Origin of the sequence: Sagittula sp. MA-2 (assembly GCF_030126985.1) — a bacterium.
GTDB lineage: Bacteria > Pseudomonadota > Alphaproteobacteria > Rhodobacterales > Rhodobacteraceae > Sagittula.
Window position 1 is genome coordinate 4,401,329 of sequence record NZ_CP126145.1, and the last position, 17,289, is coordinate 4,418,617.

Here is a 17,289-nt window from a genome sequence, read left to right on the forward strand (position 1 = left end):
CCCGGGAAATGCAGTTGGAGCTTTCAGCATGCTCGGAATCATCGGGATCGTCGTTCTTTTTGCCATGGTGTTCGGGGGATACCTCGCCGCCGGCGGCAAGATGGGCATCATCCTCAAGGCGCTCCCCTTCGAATTCATGATGATCGGCGGCGCAGCGGCCGGGGCTTTCCTGATCGGCAACGACGGGGGCACGGTCAAACACGCCCTCAAGGACATCGGCAAGGTCTTCAAGGGCGCGAAGTGGAAGCACGAGGATTACCGGGATCTTCTGTGCCTTCTGTTCGAACTGATCCGTCTTGCCCGTCAGAACCCGGTCGCGATCGAGGAACACATTGAAAGCCCGTCGGAATCTTCGATCTTCGGCAAATATCCGAAGATCCTGGGCGACAAGTACGCGATCGAGCTGATCTGCGACACCATGCGCTCCGTTTCGATGAACTACGACGACCCCCACCAGGTGGAGGAGGTTCTCGACAAACGTCTGGAGGGGATGGAGCATCACGCGATGCATTCGAGCCATGCGCTCCAGTCGATGGCCGACGCGCTTCCGGCGCTGGGGATCGTCGCGGCGGTGTTGGGCGTGATCAAAACCATGGCCTCCATCGACCAGCCGCCCGAAGTTCTGGGCAAGCTTATCGGTGGCGCGCTGGTGGGGACTTTCCTTGGCGTGTTCCTGGCCTACGGACTGGTCGGTCCCTTCGCGGGCAAGGTCAAGGCGGTCGCCGAAGAGGACATGCATTTCTATCACCTCATCCGGGAGGTCCTTGTCGCCAACCTTCACAATCATGCGACCAACATCTGCATCGAAGTCGGAAGGCAGAACACACCGGGACATTTCCGCCCGACATTCGAAGATCTCGAAGAAGCCCTGAAATCGGTCAAGCAGGAGGCGGCATGACCCGATGGCTGGTGGTCGTCTTCCTGCTCGCGACGGCGGCGGTTGCCCAGGCGCAACCGCTGGTCGTGCGCACCGGGGAGCATGGCGACTTCACGAGGCTGGTCCTGCAACTGCCGGACGGTGCAGACTGGGACGTCAATACCGGCGCCGGGACAGTCACCGTCGGAATCAGAAATCCGTCTGTCACCTTCGATCTTTCGGAGGCATTTCAACGCATTGATCGCAGCCGCATCGCCGATCTGACGGCGGTCGGCAACGGGTCGTTGGTGGTCAAACTGGCCTGCAGGTGCGAAGCGGACAGTTTCCTCGTCGATTCGAACCTGCTGGTGCTCGATCTGTCAGAGGTTGAGGGCGCCACCTTGCCCGAGGCCGAACCCCGGCAGGTTGAGACGCAATCGCCTCGGCCTTCCCCGGCCGCGGCAGTCAGCCCTCTCGTTGCGGATCTGAGCAGGGTGCGCGTTGGGCAAACGGCAGGCATCGGTCCGGGCCGACAGACCGATCCGCTGCTGCCGAAAATGCGCAATCCGGACAATACCGTGAGCCGGCAAACACAGCAGGCAGAGACCGAAGACAGCGAGCCGTCCAACAGCGCCCCCGATCTTGGCGAACAGATCGCATCCGACCTTGCTGTGGCGGCCACGCGTGGTCTGCTCAGCCCCTCCATCCAGACCGTGCAATCGCAGTCCGAACCGAACCGCGGCGCCGACCCTGTACCTCCGGGTGCAGCCCGCGTGTCGGCGGACTCCGCTGACCTCGCAAGACAACTGGTCGCGGGGTTGACCAACGCGACGCACGAAACGCTCAGGGCGGGACGTGTGTCCATCGGCGCGGACACCTGTGTCCCCGACAGCAAACTAGACATCGCCCATTGGTCGGAACCGGATTCGGAGGCCGTGGTCGTGATGTCGAAGCGCCGCAGCGCTTTGTTCGGAGAGTTCGACCGCATCGACCAATCCGCCCTGAAATCCTACGCCCGCAGCCTGTTGCACTACGGTTTCGGCGCCGAGGCGAAGGTCATCCTCGAAATGAGCGAAGGAAAACCGGACGCCCTGATGACCGCGCTCAGTTTCCTGGTAGATGGGCGCCCCGATCCCGGCAGGTTCTTCGCCGGACAGGAGAGCTGTGCCGGTGCCGCCGCGCTCTGGGCCGTCCTGTCCACGCCAAACCTTTCAAGCAGCGCGCATCTTGAGACCGACCTGATCCTCCAGTCTTTCGAAGCGCTACCCAAGCATCTGAAGGAACATCTCGGTCCGCTGCTCGCGGAACGCCTGACCGGCGCCGGGTTCACAGACGCCGCCCGCGAAGTCTATGTCCGGATGGAACGTGCCTTCGGCTCCGAATCCGACCGCGTCGCGCTTGGCCGGGCCAACATGGACCTGAAGGACGGCAATCTGGCCGATGCGGAAACGCGCTTGAAACCATTGTCGGAAAACGGAACGTCACAGACGCCGGAGGCCATCAAGGCGCGCATTTCACTGGCCGAGGCACAGAATGAACGGCTGCCAGAAAGGATCGTCGAACTCGCGGACGCCTATGCCAACGAATACCGGAACACGGATCAGGGCGCGGTGCTTTGGCAGGCGCATATCCGATCCCTTCTGCAGAACGGTGCTTTCGATCAGGCGTTTACGGCGATGGACAACGCAAAGGGAGTTCCGGACGACATACAGGCAGAGACACGGGAACTGGCTTTCCACCAGCTTGTGAACCGGGCCGAGGATCTGACCTTCCTGAAACACGCCCTGTCCACGGGCCATCCCCACGGCGGAGAGCGCGGCGTCACCAACGCAACGATCCTCAGCATTGCCCAGCGTCTTGTCGGCCTTGGAATGGCCGATGTGGCGCTGGAGCAGCTGGATCTGGTCGCCGGGCAGGGTGACAACAGGGCGATCCGCGTGATCCGGGCGGCGGCCCTGATGGATCTTGGCGAACCCGAGGAAGCGGAAATCCAGCTGATCGGGCTGAGGGGCGAAGACGTCGAACGCATGCGCGCGGAGGCCCGTCGACAGATGGGTGACCATGTCTTTGCCGAGAGGATCTTTCGTGAGGTCGGTGCCGAAGAAGCGGCTGCGACCTCTGCCTGGCTCTCCGGTAATTGGGAGGAGATGGCCAACGGCTCGGACAGCGTGATGAGCGAAGCCGCCAGGATGCTTCAACAGGCAGGCACGACGATGGACGACACTGACGTCACGCTAAGGGCTGCCGAGGACATCTACGCCGAGAGCGAGAGTTCCCGGAACACGATCCGCAGCCTGCTCGAAACCACCCGTGTGGCCCCCGACAGCTGATCTGAACACCCATTCTAAACCATTTTGGCCTAGCAAAATTCAGGAGAATTTTCGCGAAACGGGGCGGAGCAAGATGGTATCTCAGAGCGTCCTCAAACACGGGACCGACAGATCGAAGTGGGCCGGGTCAGTCCTGGAGGTCACAAAGCCGCGGACGTGTCCTGAAATCTGCGGTCACTTCGCATGAAACTCGACGTATCCCAGCTGTTCAAGCCGACGGTGCTTCTGGCGCTCGCGCTCATGGCGATCATCGTGATGATGATCCTGCCCATGCCGTCATGGGTCCTGGACATCGGGCTTGCCGTGTCCTTCGGCCTCGCGATCCTGATATTCACCGTCACGCTGTTCATCGAAAGGCCGCTCGATTTCTCGGCCTTCCCGACGATTCTACTGACCTCGCTGATGCTCAGGCTGTCGTTGAACGTAAGTTCCACGAAGCTGATCATCGGCGAAGGGCACACCGGTACACACGCGGCGGGTGAGGTCATCCAGGGTTTCGCCAATTTCGTGATGGGCGGCAGCGTCTTCCTCGGGCTTGTCGTGTTCGGCGTCTTGATGATCGTGAATTTCGCGGTCATCACCAAGGGCTCGGCCCGGATGGCCGAGGTTTCGGCCCGCTTCGCTCTCGACGGGATGCCGGGCAAGCAGCTGGCCATCGACGCAGACATGTCCGCGGGTGCCATCGACCACGCAGAGGCAAAGGCGCGCCGCGAAACTGAACAGCTCGAGACGACGTTTTTCGGGTCGCTCGACGGCGCCTCGAAGTTCGTGAAGGGCGATGCCGTCGCGGGGCTTCTGATCACTTTGCTCAACCTCGTCATGGGGATGATCATGGGCGTCGCGGTGCATGACATGCCGCTGGGCGACGCCATGGAAACCTATGCGATCCTGACGGTGGGCGACGGGCTCGTGTCCCAGATCCCGGCGGTCATCATTTCCATCGCCGCCGGTCTTCTCTTGGCGCGCGGCGGTGCGACCGGCTCGACCGACATGGCGATGATCACCCAGCTTGGCCGTCATCCGGCGGCTCTGGCGACGGTCGCGATCCTGATGGTTCTGTTTGCGCTCGTGCCGGGCCTGCCGTTTGTTCCGTTCATTCTGGGTGGTGCTGTCCTTGGCTGGGCGGCGTGGCACATCGCAAAGCGCCCGCCGGAGAAACCGAAAACGGAAGAGGACAAGGAGCAGGAGGAGGAGCCGGCGCGCCAGCGTATGGGCGACGTGCTCGACCTCGACGACATCCATGTGGAGTTCGCGCCGGACCTCGTCAACATGGTGCTGGATCCGGGCACCGGCCTGGACATCCGGATCTCCAACATGCGCACGCATATCGCGTCCAACTTCGGCCTGATCCTTCCGGAAATCCGGCTGACGGACGCGCCCTCCCTGCCGACGGGGACCTATGTCGTCCGCATCCACGGGGTGGAAATGGCGCGGGGAGAGCTCAACCCCGACATGGTTCTGGCGCTGCTTCCTGATGCCGGTGACAGCCTGCCTTCCGGACACGATGTGACCGAACCGGTTTACGGGGCGCCTGCCCGGTGGATCAGGCCCGGCGATCAGGACAGGGCCGCGATGACCGGCGCCACCATCGTCACGCCCACAGAGGTTCTGGCCACCCACCTGCTGGAGGTGATCCGCCGCAACTTTGGCCGACTGTTGTCCCTGAAGGCACTGCGCCGCCTGCTGGATGAAATGGTCACGCTGTCCAATCCTGTCCGGGCGGAGGCGAACCGCAAGCTGCTGGACGAACTGATCCCGGACAAGGTGCAGATCGACACGCTGTTGCAGGTTCTCCGACTGCTTCTGGATGAGCAGGTGTCGGTCCGGAACCTGCCGTTGATCCTTGAAACCATTGCAGAAATGCGCGGTCAGCAAAGCCAGCCGGAGGCGATCTGCGAACACGTGCGCCAGCGGCTCGGCTTCCAGCTTGTCGCCGGGATGCGCCGCGACGATGGCACGATCCCCCTCGTGCAACTCGCGCCGGAGTGGGAAGAGACGTTCCAGTCCTACCAGGTCGAAAGCGCGCATGGCGCGCTCGATGTCGCCCTGCCGCCGGACCAGTTCGAGAGCCTGACAAAAGGTCTTGCGCTGACCATCGGCGACGCGGACGGGAAGGGGATCTTCCCCGCCGTCGTGACTTCCGCCCGACGGCGGCGGTTCCTCAGGACGGTCATGGTCGCCAAGGGTCTGACCAACCCGGTGCTGTCCTTCGAGGAGATCGGGCTGGAGGCGCGGCCCTCGCTGGTCGGCGTGGTGGCGGCGTGACCAGCCTCGCGATCCTGCAGGGACTCCTGGGCGACACGGCGTGGATGTCCCTTGCCGTCTTCCTGCGGATCGCGGCCATCCTTTCCATCCTGCCTGCCTTTGGCGAGCAGGTGATCTCGGTTCGGGTCCGGCTGGTGCTTGCGCTGCTTCTGACCGTTGTGGTGACGCCCGCCGTGGCGCCCCTGATCGCCTTGCCGGGGCCATCGCTGGGGGCCTTCCTGCGGGCCCTCGCGACAGAGACGATATCCGGCCTGTTCCTCGGCATCATGCTGCGCACGTTCATCTTCGCCATCCAGACGGCGGGCGCCATCGCGGCGCAATCCACGTCGCTGTCCCAGCTTCTCGGGCAGTCCGGCATGGACCCGCTTCCGGCCATCGGGCACATCCTGACGATGGCAGCGCTTGCCCTGCTGATGGCCACGGGGTTTCACGTCAACGTCGCCGCCTTCATCGTCCTGTCCTACGAAATCCTGCCCTTCATGGAGTTCCCGAACCCGTCCGCCATCGCCGAGGCCGGGCGGGCGCGGGTGGCTCAAAGCTTCGGCCTGGCGTTCAGCCTCGCCGCGCCCTTCGTGATCCTGTCGGTGATCTACAACCTGACGCTCGGCGCCATCAACAAGGCGATGCCGCAGCTCATGGTGGCTTTCGTCGGCGCGCCGGTGATCACCTTCGGCGCCATCGCGACCCTTCTCGTGGCGGCGCCGTTCATGCTGTCGGTCTGGTTGACGGCGGTCGAGGGATTCCTCGTCGCGCCCTTCGCAAGGTGACGCATGGCCGATCAGGACGAAGCCGCCGAGAAGAGCCACGAACCATCGCAGCGCAAGCTGGACCAGGCCCGCAAGAAAGGCGAAATCCCCCGGTCGGCCGACCTTCTGACCGCCATGGCCTACCTCGGTCTGCTGCTTTGCGGCGTCGCGGCGGGCGGATACATCCTGAAGCAATTCGCCGAAGTCATGCTGCCGCTGCTTGACCAGCCTGACCGCATTGCCGAGGCTTTCTTTGGCGGAAACGCCACGCCTTTTGCGGGTTCGATCATGGCGGCGGCCATGTCGCCTGTTCTTCCGCTTCTGCTCGTGCCCGGGGTCTTCGTGCTTCTGACGCTGTTTGCGACAAGGGGTTTCGCCTTTGCGGGCTCGAAACTCCAGCCGAAAGTCTCCCGCATCAATCCGATCGAAGGTGCCAAGAACAAGTTCGGTCGCCGCGGGTTGTTCGAGTTCTTCAAGAGCTTCGTGAAGCTGACGATCTACTCCATCCTGCTTGCGGTCTTCCTTCAGAACCAGCTCGACAGCATCGTCGGCACCGTCTTCGGCACCCCGGCCGAGGCCGTGTTGCTGATGACGGACCTGATGCTTCGCTTCCTGCTGGTCGTGGTCCTGATCGCCATCGTCATCGGCGGCATCGACGCCTTCTGGCAACGGATGGAGCACATGCGCAAGAACCGCATGTCGCAGAAGGAACTGCGGGACGAGATGAAGGATTCGGAAGGCGATCCCTACATCAAGCAGCATCGCAGGATGCGCGCCCAGGAAATGGCGCTGAACCAGATGCTGCCGGATGTGCCCGGCGCCGACGTGGTGATCGTGAACCCGACGCATTACGCGGTTGCGCTGAAGTGGAGCAGGATGCCCGGTTCCGCTCCGGTCTGTGTCGCCAAGGGAACGGATCACGTCGCCGCCCGGATCAGGGAGGTCGCCGCCGACGCCGGTGTGCCGATCCATTCCGATCCGCCGACCGCGCGCGCGCTCTTTGCCACCACCCGGATCGGCGATGAGATCGCGAGCGAACACTACCGCCCGGTCGCCGCAGCCATCCGGTTCGCGGAAAGCATGCGCGCCAAGGCGAAACGGAGTTACGGCAAATGAGCAGGTACGATGAGCTGGCCGAAGCGACGCGTCTTCTGCTGGAGCAGGAACTGGACGCGCATCGCCGCAACCTTGAACAAAGCCGGCGTATCGATGGCGAGCTGGCCCAGCTCGACGCCATGCGGAAGGCGGCGCAGTCCGATCCGGGCGCCATCACGGCCCGCCAGATCCTGGGCGCCGACACGTTGTGGCAGGGCTGGCTTGCGCGCAAGCGGCAGGACATGCTGCGGCAGGCGGCGCGCGCGCGGGCGCAGGAGCTGATGACGCTCGACCGCGCGCGCCTGGCGTTCTCGCGCACCGAGGCGGCAGAGACGATCCGGCGCGAAGCGAAGATGGAAGCACTCCGCAAGTCCCGCACACGCGAAGCCGACGCCATGGAGGCGCTGGGTCAACTGCGGATCGCCATGCGGCGTGCGGAAGACGGGGACGAGGCCTAGCTCTCAGACGTCTTGGCGGGCGATTTCCGTGATCAACACGTCGCGCGCCTCGGACCCGAGAACGGACCGCGCACCGTCGAGCAAGGCGCTGCGCAGGATGTCCATGCGCTGACCGGCCGTGAAGGACCCGTTGAAACCGCCGATGTTGGCGTGATCGAACATGATCTGCAGGAAGACGTCTCTCAGTTTCGGTTCACGGGCGTAGACCGTCTCGGTCATGCCTTGCGTGACCTCGACGCTGAGCGAGGCCACCACCAGTGCCTGCACCCGCTCGTCGCCCATGACGGGCACGATGAACTGGTTGGTCAGTTTCACGTATTCGTTCGTGATAGGTGCGGCTTCTTCTGGCGAGGCAGCCTCCACCGTGGTGTGAGCGACGTCCCCGGCGGGGGCGACGCAGTCCACTGCCGCGACCTCTGCCTCCGGCGGCGGGGCGGGCTTCAGCATGATGCCTGCGCCGATGCCTGCGCCGGTCCCGATCAGGGCGAGGATGATGGGAAGGAGTTTCTTGATCATGCTGGCCCCTCAGAACGGCAGGACGGCGTCGAGCACCTGCTGGCCGATCCGCGGCTGCTGGACATCGGCGATCTGACCCCGGCCACCGTAGGAAATCCGCGCGGATGCGATCTTGTCGTAGGTGATCTCGTTCTGGCGCGAGATGTCCTCGGGCCGGACGTAGCCGGAGACCAGCAGTTCCCGCAGCTCGAAATTGACGCGGACTTCCTGGCTGCCCTCGATCGAAAGGATGCCGTTCGGCAGCACGTCCACGACGGTTGCGGCGATGCGCAGGGTCAGGCTCTCGCTGCGGCGCACCGATCCGTCCCCGCCCGAAGAGGCGCTGCTGTTCAGATCTACCGCGCTGTCGAGGCTGGCGCCGTCCGTGATCCCCTGGTTGATCCGCTCCGGCACGCCGAAGAGATCCGGGATGGCAAGCGATTCAGACCCGTTCCGCGACCGGGAGGTGCTGTTCTGGATCTCGGCGCTGTCGTCGATCAGGATAACGACCGTCAGGATGTCGCCGCGCTTCATGGCGCGCCGGTCCCCCAGAAGGGAGGCCTGCCCCGCGCTCCAGAGCGATGCACCGTCGCTGGCGCGCTCCGGGGGGCTGACTTCGGCAATGCCGGAGGCGATCATCGCGACGCGTTCGGTGCTTTCCGTCTGGGGGGTGAAATCGGGCGCCTTGCCGATATGGTTCATCCGTGCGCAGGCCGCGGTGGTCGCGACCAGTGCAATCAGAAACGTGATGCGCGGCATGGAGATCCTCACTTTGTCACCAGGACAGATCCGTCCGGCGAGATTGTTCCGAACAGCACCGTCCGGGAGTCGCTGTTCATGACGCGGATGCGCTCGCCCTCGGCGCCACGATCCAGCGCGCGGCCCTCCGCGATGATCCGCAGGCCGCCGCGCGCATAGATCAGTTCGACGACCTGATTGCGGTCCACCAGCGCGGGCTCTCCGACCGAGCCGATCATCAGTGGCCTGCCGGGATAGATCGCGTACCGGGATTCCTGGCCGATCACATCGTCGAGCGAAACGTAAGCACCTGAAATCGTGACCTGATCTATCCGGACTGCGTCCGGTGAGATGATCTGCTGCGGGCGGATCGTCTGGGTGGCGACGACCGTTTCCGCCTGCGCGCCGCCGGCCAGTGTGCACAGGAGGGCAAGCGCGAGGCGCATCAGCGCACCTGCGCCGTCGCGCCAAGCATCTGGTCTGCCGCCGAAATCACCTTGGAGTTCAGCTCGTACCCGCGTTGTGCCTCGATCAGGTCGGTGATCTCCTTGACGGCGTCGACCGAGCTGTCTTCGAGGTAGCCCTGCCGCAGCGTGCCAAGACCGTCCTGGCCGGGCGTGGACTGGATCGCCGGGCCGGAGGCCTCCGTTTCGACGAAGAGGTTGGAGCCGATGGCTTCCAAGCCTTTCGCGTTCGCGAACCCGGCCAGGGTGAACTGACCCAGAAGCTGCGCCTGCGCCTGCCCGGCGAAATAGGCATAGACCTCCCCGTCAGCATTGATGGAAATGCGGCGCGCGTCGTCTGGGATCGTGATTTCCGGGGCGACGGGGTGCCCGTCCGAGGTGACGATCAGGCCTTCGCCCGTGCGTTTCAGCCCGCCGTCGCGAGTGTATGCGGCCTGACCGGAGGGCAGCGTGACCTCGAGATAACCGTTGCCCTCGATTGCGACGTCCAGATCGCCCCCGGTGGCGGACAGCGCACCTTGGGACAATTGCACCGAAACCGCGGCGGGCCGCACGCCCAGGCCAAGCTGGATGCCTGTCGGCAGCACCGTCCCGTTGGAGGCGTTGACCGTCCCGGCCCGGGCCATCTGTTGGTAGTGCAGGTCGGCGAACTCCGCCCGGCGGGCGTTGTAGCCGGTCGTGCTCATGTTCGAGAGATTGTTGGAGATGACCTCCACCCGCATCTGCTGGGCACTCATGCCCGTTGCGGCGATCTTGAGGGCGCGCATTCTACTGCTCCTATTTCATGAATGCCTTGATGGCATCTCTGATGCGTTCGTCTTCGCGTTCGGAAAAGCTCTGGCCCAGCTCGTAGGCGCGTTGCACCTCGACCATGCGGGCCAGTTGCAGGACCGTGTCCACGTTCGAGGCCTCGGTGAACCCCTGCATGACGCGCGGGTCGTCCACCGGCTCGAACCCGGCGGTGGCTTCGAACAGTTGCGATCCTTCGCGGACCATGGCCAGTTCGTCGACGGGGCGGACCACGCCGATCTGGCCGATGGGCTGGCCGCCCGTGCTGAGCGTGCCGTCCTGCGCGATGGCAAGATCGGTGGCGTCGGGCGGTACAAAGATCGGCGCGCCGCCGCCGTCCAGAACTGGGTTTCCGTCCGGTGTGACCAGCAGACCTTCGGCACTGGGCGAAAAGGCCCCGGCACGGGTCAGGCGTTCGCCGTTGGGCGTCCCGACGAGGAAAAACCCCTCCCCCTCGATGGCCAGATCGTAGGCGCTGCCCGTGGGTTCCAGCTCCCCCTGCGCGAAGGACGTCTTGTGGATCCGCCCCGCCGCCATCGACACCGAATCCAGCCGGTCGCCTTCCGACAGGTACTCGGAGAAGATCATCCCCTCCTGCCGGAAGCCCGTGGTGTTCGCGTTTGCGATGTTGTTGGCGATGACCTGCATTTCACGCAGCAGGCTCGATTGGCGGCTCAGCGCGATGTAACCGGCGGTTTCCATGTCACCCTCCTGCGATGATCGGTAAGATGCGTTCCTGGAAGAACCCCACGAGCGTGTTCGTCATGAAGCTCATGGACATCCAGAACACCGCCACGATGGCGAGCAGCTTGGGCACGAAGGTCAGTGTCATTTCCTGGATGGAGGTCAGTGCCTGCAGAAGCCCGATTCCGACACCGGCAACCAGCGCGGCGGCGAGGATCGGCACCGAGGTGACGGCAGCGACCCACAGGCCCATGCGCAGGGTGTCGAAGAAGACGGTTTCGTTCAGCACGGCTCAGACCGGCATCCGAAGGATTTCCTGGTAGGCCTCGACTACCTTGTCGCGGACGGCCACCACGGTTTCGACGGCAAGCTCCGACTGGGCGAGCGCCTCGACCAGCGCGTGCGGGTCGGCATCGCCGGTCATCGCCTCCTGAGAGGTTTGCTCTGCCGACCTGAGCTGCCGGACGAAGTCCTCCGTCACGCGGGCAAAGTCGGCCTCCATCTTGCTGGGCTCTGCGGGATCGGGCTCCATCGCGGGGCGCGAAGCGGCGTATTTCTGGGCTGCATAGAGCGAACGGACGTCCATTCTGGTCACCTTTCACTGGGGGTTTAGCGTCACTGGGGGTTTAGCGGCGCAGCAGGTCGAGAAGTGCACTCGACATCTGGCGGGTCTGGTCGAACATCTTGAGGTTGGCCTCGTAGGACCGCTGGGCTTCGCGCGCGTCGGCCAGTTCGATCATCAGGTCGACGTTCGATCCGAGGTACTTGCCGGTCTCGTCGGCGAGCGGATGCGAGGGATCGTAGACCTCGTCGAGGGGGACGCGCGACAGGTCCACGTCTCCTGGCTCTACCCGCGACAGCGAGGAGTCGTCCTTCGTCACGTCGAAGCTCAGCAACTTCCGGTGGTAGCCGGGCGTATCGACGTTCGCGATATTCTCCGACACCACGCGCAGCCGTGCGGCTTGGGACATCAGACCGCCGGATGTGACCGACAGGGCATCTGAAAAAGCGCTCATGAAAGACTCCCTTATCTACGTCCAAGGCTGGACCGCAGGATGTTCAGGTTGCTGCGATAGATCGCGAGGGCCCGGTCGTGCTGACGCTTGGCGTTCACGGCAAACATCATCTCCTCTTCGACGGAGACGGTGTTGCCATTCGGATCGGCGGGCGAGTCGCGTTCGGTGATGTCCGGTTCGCGCGAGGTACTGCCGTTCAGGTGCCGGTCGCGTGTGGCGCGCTGACCCGAGAAGCCCTGGCGCACGCTCGCATTGAATTCCGCGACGGCCTTGCCGCGGTAACCGGGCGTATCCGCATTTGCCATATTCTGGGCGGAATACGCCTGTTGCACGCCCGCATGCCGTGCCATCGCCATCGCCGTTCTGAAGACGTCCAGATTTTGGAACATCGGGGATTCTCCCTCGATTTGTTTCAATCAAGGCTTAACCCTGATTCCTTTAGAAACGGTTTGCGGACCCTGAACGGAGCGTACGATGGATGAAGAGATCAGCGGCCTGCGTGCCCGGATCGCGCAGATGCAGCCCGTGCGCGACGTGGGCAGGGTCCAGGCGGTCGACGGCACGACGATCTGGGTCAGCGGCCTGTCAGAAGTGGCGAGCATCGGCGACCGGCTGCGCCTGTATCACGGTGCCCATACACTTGGCGGAGAGGTCCTGCGCATCCGGAACGACCTTGTCGCCATGCTGCCGGACGAGGTCGCCGAAGGCGTGTCCAAGGGCGACCGGGTGGCGGTGCTGGGGCCGCCGACCCTTGCGCCCTGCAACAGCTGGATCGGTCGGGTCGTTGACGCCTACGGTCGCCCCCTGGACGGCGCGCCGCTAGGTCCAGGGCAAAAGCGACGGCCCTTCCGGGCAAGCCCGCCGCCTGCCGCCGCGCGTCGCCGCCTTGGCCCGCGCCTGTCCACCGGCCTGTCGGTCTTCGACACGCTCTTGCCCATCGCGCAGGGCCAGAGGATCGGTCTTTTTGCGGGATCGGGCGTCGGGAAATCACGCCTTCTCGCGCAGCTCGCTCAGGGCATGCAGGCGGACGTGGTCGTCCTTGCGCTTGTCGGTGAACGAGGCCGCGAGGTTCTCGATTTCGTGACCAAGGTGCTCGGCCCGGAAGGGATGAAGCGCAGTATCGTTGTCGCCGCGACGTCCGACCGTTCGCCGCTGGAACGGCGCCGTTGCCCGCTGGCCGCCATGACGATTGCCGAGCATTTTCGCGATCAGGGCAAGCACGTCCTCTACATGGCCGATTCGATCACGCGCTTCGCCGAGGCGCATCGCGAGGTGGCCATTGCCTCCGGCGAATTGCCGGCGCTGCGTGGCCACCCCCCGTCAGTGGCGCACCAGATCATGCGACTTGCCGAAAGGGCAGGATGCGGTGTCGAGGGTTCGGGGGACATCACCGCCGTCCTCAGCGTGCTTGTCGCCGGATCGGACATGGAAGAGCCGATCGCCGATATCCTGCGGGGTGTTCTCGACGGGCATGTGGTGCTGGATCGCCAGATCGCCGAACGCGGCCGGTTTCCCGCAATAGACCTTTTGCGCTCCGTCTCCCGAAGTCTGCCCGAAGCGGCGAACGAACTGGAAAACGTGCTGATTCAGGATGTGCGGCAACTTCTGGGATCATACGCCCGGTCGGAAACCATGATCCGTGCCGGGTTGTATCGGGAGGGGGAGGATCCGATCCTCGATCAGGCGGTCCGGGCGTGGTCGGACCTCGACGATTTCCTGTCGGAGCCATCGCCGGCAGGGCCGGAACGCGCGTTTCAACGGCTGGAGCTGATCCTGCGCCGATCCCAGTCCGCCAAGCCGCGGCGACCTGCACCGCAACGAGGCCGCCCGGGTCTGCAAGCCCGTTAGCGGCGGGGTGGCGTCACGTGCGCTGGTTCTGGATCGAAGACAACAGCGTCAGCGCAATCTGCTGCGATCCGAAACCCGTATTGGACGCCACATCCGATTGAAGCAGGTAGCTGTAGATCACCTTGTTGCGGATGGTCTCATCTTCGAGATCCTTGAATTGCGTTATCCCGAAGCGGCTGGCGGCCTTTTCCTTCAGCATCTCAACCTGCTTGTCGATGTCGATCTGGCTGAAACTGCCGGGCAGGCCCAAGGCGGTCTGGAACACCTCCCGCATGGTGGAATCACCCAAGACGTTGAACCATTTGGTGTTTTCGGAGCTGTCGAGGCCCGCCAGTGCCGGTGCCCCACGCTGGAAACTGAGCGCGGTGCCGATGGTCGGGTTCACCTCGTTGACCGCATCTTCGAACATCTGCCACTGATAGTTGTCGATGATCTTGTCCGCGAAACCGTTAGTCCTGATGGCTATTGTCGGCTCGGTGTCGAAGCCGAACGCCTTGGTCATCGCGATCAGACCCCTGTCGCCAAGGACGTTTGCCAAGGCTCCGGGATCGCTTGCGCCCTCTTCGAAAACACGCTTCAAAAGGGCCTTGCTGTTGGTGCGTTCCTCGACACCGAATGCGGTGAGCGCGACTTTCAGAAGATCGTTGTCCTTCATCAGGTCGTCCACACTGGTCACCGATCCGATGGATTCCCTGAAATAGGTTTTGGTCGTCTCGAGCGCGTCCAGAACGGTGGCTTCAAGCGTCGCGGCGGCAAGGGGATTGGTCGCGTATTCCGGCTGTTCCAGCAGGTCGGCGAGATCAGCTCGAATGCGCTCGTCGTAAGAGGCCAGAATGTCGCCCGCGAACCCGTCTTCCTGGAAAGGAAAACTGGTGGTTTCCTCGAAGCTGAACGCGCGGGCGAGGGCGATGTAGCGGCCATCCTTCAGCTTGTTGGCCAAGGCGCCGTCGTCTTCCGCGCCCTCGTTCAGGACACGCTTGATGAGGTACGTGCTGTCGACCTGGTCACTCAGTCCGAAGGCGGCCAGCGCGACACTCAAGAGCCGCCGGTCCTTGACCAGATCGTCGCCCGACTCGATGGTGCCGATCTTCTCCTTGAAGTACTCGGTATCCCGGGCGAGGTCCGCGCTGGCGTTGAACGCCGTCCTCTGCTTGGACATCGTGGTCTGAAGGACCTGCCATCCGATCAAACCCGACCCCGGGATCATGGGCGTGATAGGCATTACTTCGCACCTGTTGCCAAAAGCCGGTCTTCGCGCGGGATCAAGGCTCTCAACGCCTTGAGGCATTGGTAGAACTGGTCGCCCAGCAGTGCATCCGTCGCCTGTGTCAGCAGCCTCCGGCTGTCCGGATCGACCAGAATATGGCTCAACTCCTCAATCCTTGGCAGAAGCTGCGAACGCGCGTCTTCCGGGTGCGCATCGCCGGTCAGGATCAGCTGCGCCGTGTAGCACAGTCGCCGCACCGGTGTCCGCGCTTCATCCGGATGGATCGCATCCCTGAGGCGCAGAACGTTGGCGTTCGGCGTGACGATGGACAACCTGCTCCGCTTGTCGCCGTTTTCGATCACGGCGCCGTTGATCAGGACCCGTTCCCTGGGGCCTAGCTTCAGGACCAGTCCGCTCATCTGCTTGTCCTCCGGCCGCTCAACCCCTTGAGAATGGCGGCATTGATTTCCAGCAGCGGCGTAATCCGGCCCTTTCGGGTCAGGACCTTCGACGTTTGCTGCTGGACAAATTCAGCAAGGTAAAAGATCCTGGCACGAAGATCCTGCGGCAGGGCGTTGCCGTCGTCGGCAACATCGATGGCGAGCGTAGTCCACAACCTTTGATTGTCGGAGAGCGCTTCGACAAGTTTCGGATATGCCATTGGACCAGCTTCTGCTGCCGCTTTGATACGGTGTGTGACGCGTGCGATCAGCTCGTATTCGGTGCCGCGCGGAGTCTGGGTTGTCCGGGCATTTTGAGCGTAGGCACGTAGCGCTTGGGTCTGGACGTTCACAGGAGAACCTTCTGATCTAGAGGATCATGATTTTCGAATATCGGAGGCTGGATTTCTCCAGCCTCCAAAACGTGATCTTACTGGAACAGCGACAGCAGCGACTGCGGCGCCTGGTTCGCGATCGACAGCGCCTGTACGCCCAGTTGTTGCTGGACCTGAAGGGCCTGCAGACGCGCCGAGGCTTCTTCCATGTCCGCGTCGATCAGCGTGCCGATACCGGACTTGAGCGCATCGGTCAGACCGGAGATGAAGTCCGTCTGCGTTTCGATACGGCCCTGCGCAGAACCGAAGGCAGAGGCCGAGTCGATTGCGATCTGGATCAATCCCTCGATGTCCGCCAGGGCTGTGTCTGCGCCGGTCTGTGTCGTGACGTCGATATCACCCAGCGCTTCGAGCTTGCCGCCGATGACCGTGGAGGCATCGGTGTTGTACTGGTTGAGCGTGTACGAGAAGTTGTCGCCAGTCACTTGGTGGCCAGTGAACACGATCTCGTTGCCGTTCTGGACAACAGCCCCGACGGTCCCGATGTCGGCGCCAAGGTCGGCCGCCGCATAGCTGTTGAACGCCGCGGCAAGACCGGCAACGACCTCCGCCATCGTGTCGCCATCACGGGCGACGTAGGAAATGTCGTTGCGATCTGTCGTTGCGGCCAGGCCGTTGCCCGCCGTGCCGGTGATTGCGATGGAGAAACCGGTGCCTGCTACCACCGTCTCGTTCGAGGCCGTGCCAAAGGTCGTCGTGCCTGCCGGCGCCGTGGTGTTGTTGCCGGTCATCACGAAGGCTGCGCCGTCACCGTCACCTGTCACGTCGTTGTTGGCACCAGTCAGTGCGGTCAGGGACGCGCCGATGCTGGACGACCCTGTGCCGAGATCCTGCTTGCGCACGGAAATGTCGGACGCGGTCACACCGTCGCCGGAACGATCGAGCGACGAAAGGATGTTGATGATACCTGACCCGGCCGTGAGACTGGTGTTCGACAGCAGGTTGAGACCGTTGAATTGGGCTGCACCGACGACCGCCGCGATCTGGTCGCGCAACGCACTGATATCGTCCTGGATCTTGTCGCGGTCGACGTTCTCTTCCTGCGCAGCGACGATCTTTCCCTTGATGTCGGTGAGCAGTTCGGAGACGGTTTCGGCCGCTTGACGCGCCACGGAGACGGTCGATTGGCCAAGGTTCAGGCTGTCCGAAATGCCCTTGAAGCCTTTGACGTCGGCTTCCATCACCTTGGAAATCGCCCAGACCGCCGAGTTGTCCTTTGCGCTGGATACACGCTTGCCCGTAGAGATCTGTTCCTGGGTCTGGGACAGCCTGGAATTGATTGTCTTCAGGGTCTGCAGCGCGACCATCGCGCCATTGTTCGTCAGGATGCTAGACATGTTTTGTCCTTGCTGTTCAAAAGGCGCTTTGCGCCGGTTGCTTTTGCCGCGAACGGCATCTCTGACGTCTTTCTGACGCGTACAGCCCGAACCTTCCTCGGCCTGCGCCACCCTTTTCAGGTGCGC

General features: G+C 63.4%; 20 protein-coding genes. 7 read left to right on the forward strand and 13 right to left on the reverse strand.

The genetic code is table 11. The features are described from left to right. The first annotated feature begins 28 nt into the window (after positions 1 to 28). The 6 genes from motA to QNI11_RS21490 all read left to right on the forward strand — a co-directional run bounded on the left by motA (position 29) and on the right by QNI11_RS21490 (position 7,750). Positions 29 to 898 carry a flagellar motor stator protein MotA gene (gene motA / locus QNI11_RS21465; RefSeq protein WP_100928704.1) on the forward strand — a complete coding sequence of 290 codons (870 nt, stop codon included), beginning with the start codon at positions 29 to 31 and terminating at the stop codon, positions 896 to 898. Then, a complete protein-coding gene (locus tag QNI11_RS21470) occupies positions 895 to 3,186 on the forward strand; it encodes a hypothetical protein (RefSeq protein ID WP_283981698.1) in 2,292 nt (763 codons plus the stop codon). Before motA ends, QNI11_RS21470 begins: the two co-directional genes overlap by 4 nt. 183 nt (positions 3,187 to 3,369) lie before the next feature. After that, a complete protein-coding gene (flhA, locus tag QNI11_RS21475) occupies positions 3,370 to 5,451 on the forward strand; it encodes a flagellar biosynthesis protein FlhA (RefSeq protein ID WP_283981699.1) in 2,082 nt (693 codons plus the stop codon). Next, positions 5,448 to 6,218, forward strand: coding sequence for a flagellar biosynthetic protein FliR (locus QNI11_RS21480; protein WP_283981700.1), 771 nt, complete (start codon positions 5,448 to 5,450; stop codon positions 6,216 to 6,218). The genes flhA and QNI11_RS21480 overlap by 4 nt, the downstream gene beginning before the upstream one ends. A 3-nt stretch (positions 6,219 to 6,221) precedes the next feature. Continuing rightward, the gene (locus tag QNI11_RS21485) at positions 6,222 to 7,313 is read left to right on the forward strand and encodes a flagellar biosynthesis protein FlhB (RefSeq protein ID WP_283981701.1); all 1,092 of its coding nucleotides are present in this window, start codon (positions 6,222 to 6,224) and stop codon (positions 7,311 to 7,313) included. After that, positions 7,310 to 7,750, forward strand: coding sequence for a hypothetical protein (locus QNI11_RS21490; protein ID WP_100928708.1), 441 nt, complete (start codon positions 7,310 to 7,312; stop codon positions 7,748 to 7,750). Before QNI11_RS21485 ends, QNI11_RS21490 begins: the two co-directional genes overlap by 4 nt. A 3-nt stretch (positions 7,751 to 7,753) precedes the next feature. On the opposite strand, the gene QNI11_RS21495 is transcribed toward QNI11_RS21490, so the two are convergent. From QNI11_RS21495 to QNI11_RS21535, 9 genes are read right to left on the reverse strand one after another with little or no spacing between them, the layout of a single operon-like run. Beyond that, on the reverse strand, positions 7,754 to 8,266 hold the full coding sequence (locus QNI11_RS21495) for a flagellar basal body-associated FliL family protein (protein ID WP_100928709.1): 513 nt from the start codon (positions 8,264 to 8,266) through the stop codon (positions 7,754 to 7,756). A 9-nt stretch (positions 8,267 to 8,275) separates the two neighbouring features. After that, on the reverse strand, positions 8,276 to 9,004 hold the full coding sequence (flgH, locus tag QNI11_RS21500; RefSeq protein ID WP_283981702.1) for a flagellar basal body L-ring protein FlgH: 729 nt from the start codon (positions 9,002 to 9,004) through the stop codon (positions 8,276 to 8,278). Positions 9,005 to 9,012: 8 nt separating this feature from the next. Further along, positions 9,013 to 9,429, reverse strand: coding sequence for a flagellar basal body P-ring formation chaperone FlgA (flgA, locus tag QNI11_RS21505; RefSeq protein WP_283981704.1), 417 nt, complete (start codon positions 9,427 to 9,429; stop codon positions 9,013 to 9,015). Then, complete coding sequence (gene flgG, locus QNI11_RS21510; protein WP_005858541.1) at positions 9,429 to 10,214, reverse strand: flagellar basal-body rod protein FlgG; 786 nt, start codon at positions 10,212 to 10,214, stop codon at positions 9,429 to 9,431. Before flgG ends, flgA begins: the two co-directional genes overlap by 1 nt. A 10-nt stretch (positions 10,215 to 10,224) precedes the next feature. Beyond that, positions 10,225 to 10,938: a flagellar hook-basal body complex protein gene (locus QNI11_RS21515; RefSeq protein WP_283981705.1), complete on the reverse strand. Its 714-nt coding sequence runs from the start codon at positions 10,936 to 10,938 to the stop codon at positions 10,225 to 10,227. A 1-nt stretch (position 10,939) separates the two neighbouring features. Beyond that, positions 10,940 to 11,209, reverse strand: coding sequence for a flagellar biosynthetic protein FliQ (locus QNI11_RS21520; RefSeq protein WP_100928713.1), 270 nt, complete (start codon positions 11,207 to 11,209; stop codon positions 10,940 to 10,942). Between the two features lie 3 nt (positions 11,210 to 11,212). After that, positions 11,213 to 11,506, reverse strand: a complete 294-nt coding sequence (gene fliE / locus QNI11_RS21525) for a flagellar hook-basal body complex protein FliE (RefSeq protein WP_283981706.1) — start codon at positions 11,504 to 11,506, stop codon at positions 11,213 to 11,215. Positions 11,507 to 11,546: 40 nt separating this feature from the next. Then, positions 11,547 to 11,936 (reverse strand): flagellar basal body rod protein FlgC, encoded by a 390-nt coding sequence (gene flgC / locus QNI11_RS21530; RefSeq protein WP_283981707.1) that lies wholly within the window; start codon positions 11,934 to 11,936, stop codon positions 11,547 to 11,549. An 11-nt stretch (positions 11,937 to 11,947) separates the two neighbouring features. Continuing rightward, positions 11,948 to 12,325, reverse strand: coding sequence for a FlgB family protein (locus QNI11_RS21535; RefSeq protein ID WP_100928716.1), 378 nt, complete (start codon positions 12,323 to 12,325; stop codon positions 11,948 to 11,950). A gap of 85 nt (positions 12,326 to 12,410) precedes the next feature. On the opposite strand from QNI11_RS21535, the gene QNI11_RS21540 reads away from it, so the two are divergent. After that, on the forward strand, positions 12,411 to 13,784 hold the full coding sequence (locus QNI11_RS21540) for a FliI/YscN family ATPase (RefSeq protein WP_283981708.1): 1,374 nt from the start codon (positions 12,411 to 12,413) through the stop codon (positions 13,782 to 13,784). Between the two features lie 13 nt (positions 13,785 to 13,797). Here the strand turns inward: QNI11_RS21540 and QNI11_RS21545 are convergent, their stop codons facing one another. The 4 genes from QNI11_RS21545 to QNI11_RS21560 all read right to left on the reverse strand — a co-directional run bounded on the left by QNI11_RS21545 (position 13,798) and on the right by QNI11_RS21560 (position 17,163). Continuing rightward, on the reverse strand, positions 13,798 to 15,006 hold the full coding sequence (locus tag QNI11_RS21545; protein ID WP_283981709.1) for a DUF1217 domain-containing protein: 1,209 nt from the start codon (positions 15,004 to 15,006) through the stop codon (positions 13,798 to 13,800). Then, positions 15,006 to 15,410 carry a flagellar biosynthesis repressor FlbT gene (gene flbT / locus QNI11_RS21550; RefSeq protein WP_100928718.1) on the reverse strand — a complete coding sequence of 135 codons (405 nt, stop codon included), beginning with the start codon at positions 15,408 to 15,410 and terminating at the stop codon, positions 15,006 to 15,008. Before flbT ends, QNI11_RS21545 begins: the two co-directional genes overlap by 1 nt. Continuing rightward, complete coding sequence (gene flaF / locus QNI11_RS21555; RefSeq protein WP_100928719.1) at positions 15,407 to 15,784, reverse strand: flagellar biosynthesis regulator FlaF; 378 nt, start codon at positions 15,782 to 15,784, stop codon at positions 15,407 to 15,409. Before flaF ends, flbT begins: the two co-directional genes overlap by 4 nt. A 77-nt stretch (positions 15,785 to 15,861) precedes the next feature. Next, complete coding sequence (locus tag QNI11_RS21560) at positions 15,862 to 17,163, reverse strand: flagellin (protein WP_283983546.1); 1,302 nt, start codon at positions 17,161 to 17,163, stop codon at positions 15,862 to 15,864. Between the last annotated feature and the right edge of the window lie 126 nt (positions 17,164 to 17,289).

Excerpts from the sequence above, each read along its gene's own strand:
- flgG (WP_005858541.1), bottom strand. The coding sequence starts at position 10,214 with ATGCGCGCCCTCAAGATCGCCGCAACGGGCATGAGTGCCCAGCAGATG.
- QNI11_RS21540 (WP_283981708.1), top strand. The coding sequence starts at position 12,411 with ATGGATGAAGAGATCAGCGGCCTGCGTGCCCGGATCGCGCAGATGCAG.
- QNI11_RS21515 (WP_283981705.1), bottom strand. The coding sequence starts at position 10,938 with ATGGAAACCGCCGGTTACATCGCGCTGAGCCGCCAATCGAGCCTGCTG.
- QNI11_RS21535 (WP_100928716.1), bottom strand. The coding sequence starts at position 12,325 with ATGTTCCAAAATCTGGACGTCTTCAGAACGGCGATGGCGATGGCACGG.
- QNI11_RS21545 (WP_283981709.1), bottom strand. The coding sequence starts at position 15,006 with ATGCCTATCACGCCCATGATCCCGGGGTCGGGTTTGATCGGATGGCAG.
- flgC (WP_283981707.1), bottom strand. The coding sequence starts at position 11,936 with ATGAGCGCTTTTTCAGATGCCCTGTCGGTCACATCCGGCGGTCTGATG.
- QNI11_RS21560 (WP_283983546.1), bottom strand. The coding sequence starts at position 17,163 with ATGTCTAGCATCCTGACGAACAATGGCGCGATGGTCGCGCTGCAGACC.
- fliE (WP_283981706.1), bottom strand. The coding sequence starts at position 11,506 with ATGGACGTCCGTTCGCTCTATGCAGCCCAGAAATACGCCGCTTCGCGC.
- flhA (WP_283981699.1), top strand. The coding sequence starts at position 3,370 with ATGAAACTCGACGTATCCCAGCTGTTCAAGCCGACGGTGCTTCTGGCG.
- motA (WP_100928704.1), top strand. The coding sequence starts at position 29 with ATGCTCGGAATCATCGGGATCGTCGTTCTTTTTGCCATGGTGTTCGGG.
- flgH (WP_283981702.1), bottom strand. The coding sequence starts at position 9,004 with ATGCCGCGCATCACGTTTCTGATTGCACTGGTCGCGACCACCGCGGCC.
- flgA (WP_283981704.1), bottom strand. The coding sequence starts at position 9,429 with ATGCGCCTCGCGCTTGCCCTCCTGTGCACACTGGCCGGCGGCGCGCAG.
- QNI11_RS21470 (WP_283981698.1), top strand. The coding sequence starts at position 895 with ATGACCCGATGGCTGGTGGTCGTCTTCCTGCTCGCGACGGCGGCGGTT.
- QNI11_RS21495 (WP_100928709.1), bottom strand. The coding sequence starts at position 8,266 with ATGATCAAGAAACTCCTTCCCATCATCCTCGCCCTGATCGGGACCGGC.
- flbT (WP_100928718.1), bottom strand. The coding sequence starts at position 15,410 with ATGAGCGGACTGGTCCTGAAGCTAGGCCCCAGGGAACGGGTCCTGATC.
- QNI11_RS21485 (WP_283981701.1), top strand. The coding sequence starts at position 6,222 with ATGGCCGATCAGGACGAAGCCGCCGAGAAGAGCCACGAACCATCGCAG.
- QNI11_RS21490 (WP_100928708.1), top strand. The coding sequence starts at position 7,310 with ATGAGCAGGTACGATGAGCTGGCCGAAGCGACGCGTCTTCTGCTGGAG.